The organism is Peribacillus sp. NPDC056705 (assembly GCF_043656335.1).
The window spans coordinates 1-2,482 of the sequence record NZ_JBHTYI010000102.1 but is presented as its reverse complement, the minus strand read 5'-3'; the positions used below and the strand labels follow the sequence as shown (position 1 = coordinate 2,482).

Sequence of the window (2,482 nt, the reverse complement as noted above, 5' to 3'; positions counted from 1 at the left end):
TCTCTTATCTCTATCCAAGCATAGCCTAGTGCTTCTTCATTATCTTCTAACAAAAGGAAAATGAAACTTTCGTTATTAATCAGAGTTTTGAAAACTTCCTTCACATTCTCATAGTTATATTCCTTAAAGTAATTAGGGTATAAATTTGAATGTAAATCGTGTACATATTTATTTAATTTAGCGACCAATTTAAAATTCCTTGTTTGACTAATTTTCATAACAAATTCCTCATCTATCTTTCACTATTTTAAAAAAATGTACCTTTTTATGTAATTAAAGGGAATTTTTTAATATTTCCCTTAATGAACTAACCTGCCCCTTTAGTGCCATAAGAAAAAGAGCTGCCAAAGCAACTGTTAGTGGGACAAGGAAGGATTAAGTGTATAGTTCTTTTTTTAAAGCCTTAATTCCATCAATTACACTTTTTACATTTTCATCATTATTCAATTTGTTTCTTGCATGGAGCAAAACTGGTCTAACAGATTCTACCGAACGTCCAAAATCGTACATCCATTCATATCGAGGAACCATCCAAGTATGGAAATGGTGGGTAGTATCTTCATTATAAAAGTAATAAACATGTTCAATCCCTAATACTTCCCTTTGAGCTTTTCTAATCTTAGATAGCAAGTTTATGTAATCAACCTTTTCTAAGTCATTTAACTCGTCAAAGCACTTAATATGACGTTTAGATGCTAAAATTACTAAACCTTTAATGGGATATGCAACGTCTTGGTGAGCTTGAAAATATTCAGTTTCGACTATTACACCACCATCCGGCTCTATTTCCCCACTTGTTAAAGCACAACTTAAACATTCTACTTCAACTGTTTTTCCATTAGACAAAGTAATTTCCCTCATAATTCCCTCCAAAAACATAAATTATCTCTCTTAAAAAGATAAAAATAAACAAACCCTTGTTGAGCTATCCTGCCCCTTTAGTTCTTTATAACATTATGTTAAGAATTGAAGCCATTTGTGTTCTGGTTCGTGCAATTGTATAGCATAATGAAGCCATTTTTTCCTCTGATTACTTAGATTGTCTATTGTCGCCATAAAGTCTTGATGGTCTTTTTCTCTTGTGTTTTTTACTTTATATAAAAGTACAATTTCTGGATTTAGATAAGGAATGCCTGTATCAGAATAACTCCAAACTGACTTAAGTGGGTGGGAAATCGTTAAATCCCTTCTGAATTTCCAATCATTTTTCTTTGTTTCATTTAGAAGAACTTCTAATTTATCTCCATTTGAATTATTCACAGCGTGTATTTCGTGAATAGGTAACTCTAAAAACTCATTTTCCCAAGTGTAAAATTTACCTTTAATAACCTTTTTAAAATCCCATTCTTTAAGATATTCCTTCAGATATAATTCGTCTTCTCGAAATAGTGCAATCTCTATATCGTGATGTTGTCTTGTTTCTCTGCCGATATAAAGATCAATTGCCCAACCACCTGCAAAGAACCACGTTTTATTAAACCCTGACATTAAAGAAGTAATGCTATGACATTGCTCAAATGACATATGAATCCCCCAGACTAAAAAACTTATATCCTTATCTATTCTTTTTCTATTTTGAAAAACCTCTATACTGAATCCTTAATGAACTAACCTGCCCCGTTAGTTCATTAAGAAAAGCGATTCTTATTAAAGAATCGCGCTCGATAGTTGAAAATATTTACTTTAATGGGTACTGCTTCTTAAGTTTTTATTTTTTTAATTCGTCAACAAACAAAGTATAGGTTGCCATTTTGTGCTTAAAAGAGTCAATACCACCTTCTAGACAATTAATAATAAGTTTTGCAATTTTTTGATCAGAAGGATACCCCTTATTTTCTACCCAACCTTTATTATTATTAGATTCCATTACAATAACTTGCTCAGTATCAGAATTCGTTACAATGGTTGAGTTGTGAGTGACTATTATAACTTGTCTATTGTTTTTTATTTGCTTTAAACTTTCAACAAGATTTTTATATATATATTGATTGTCCAAATTATCTTCAGGTTGATCTATAACTAGAGGAGTGTTATCTCCAATATAATAACCATAGTTAAAAACAAATGATAAAATAGCTACAACTTTTTGCCCTAATGACATTTCAGTAATATCTTTCATTAAAGCACCATTGGTAGTAGTTTGTTCTTTTGAATTCACATTAAATTTTAATGTGAATTCATCAATAACATCAAACCACCTAACTATACTTTCTTCAATTAAGCTTCTATTTCCAGTGAGTTTCTTAAACACTTCGTTATAAATCTGATTCTTATTTTCCTCATTTACTTCAGTAAGTTCTGAAATAATATCGGAATATTTTATATCTGTTTTTTCCACCATTTCTGTGATATCCATTTTTTTATCAAGTTGTTTATAATCTTTTTTCAATAACAACTTGATAAATAGCAAAAAGCTAAATTTCTTTGAAAATTCCTGGATATAACGTGCCACGTCATCCCAAGTTAAATAGGTTCTTAGGAT

At 30.5% G+C, this 2,482-nt stretch carries 3 protein-coding genes and 1 pseudogene; all 4 read right to left on the bottom strand.

All coding sequences use genetic code 11. The features are described from left to right. Positions 1-218: pseudogene (locus ACFRAK_RS27725) on the bottom strand (GNAT family N-acetyltransferase); the annotation flags it as partial. Between the two features lie 157 nt (positions 219-375). Beyond that, positions 376-861: an HIT family protein gene (locus ACFRAK_RS27720; protein ID WP_394572994.1), complete on the bottom strand. Its 486-nt coding sequence runs from the start codon at positions 859-861 to the stop codon at positions 376-378. A 93-nt stretch (positions 862-954) separates the two neighbouring features. Further along, a complete protein-coding gene (locus tag ACFRAK_RS27715) occupies positions 955-1,524 on the bottom strand; it encodes a nucleotidyltransferase domain-containing protein (RefSeq protein WP_394572993.1) in 570 nt (189 codons plus the stop codon). A gap of 184 nt (positions 1,525-1,708) precedes the next feature. Beyond that, positions 1,709-2,482: OLD family protein (locus ACFRAK_RS27710; RefSeq protein ID WP_394572992.1), on the bottom strand; the 774-nt coding region annotated here is incomplete at its 5' end.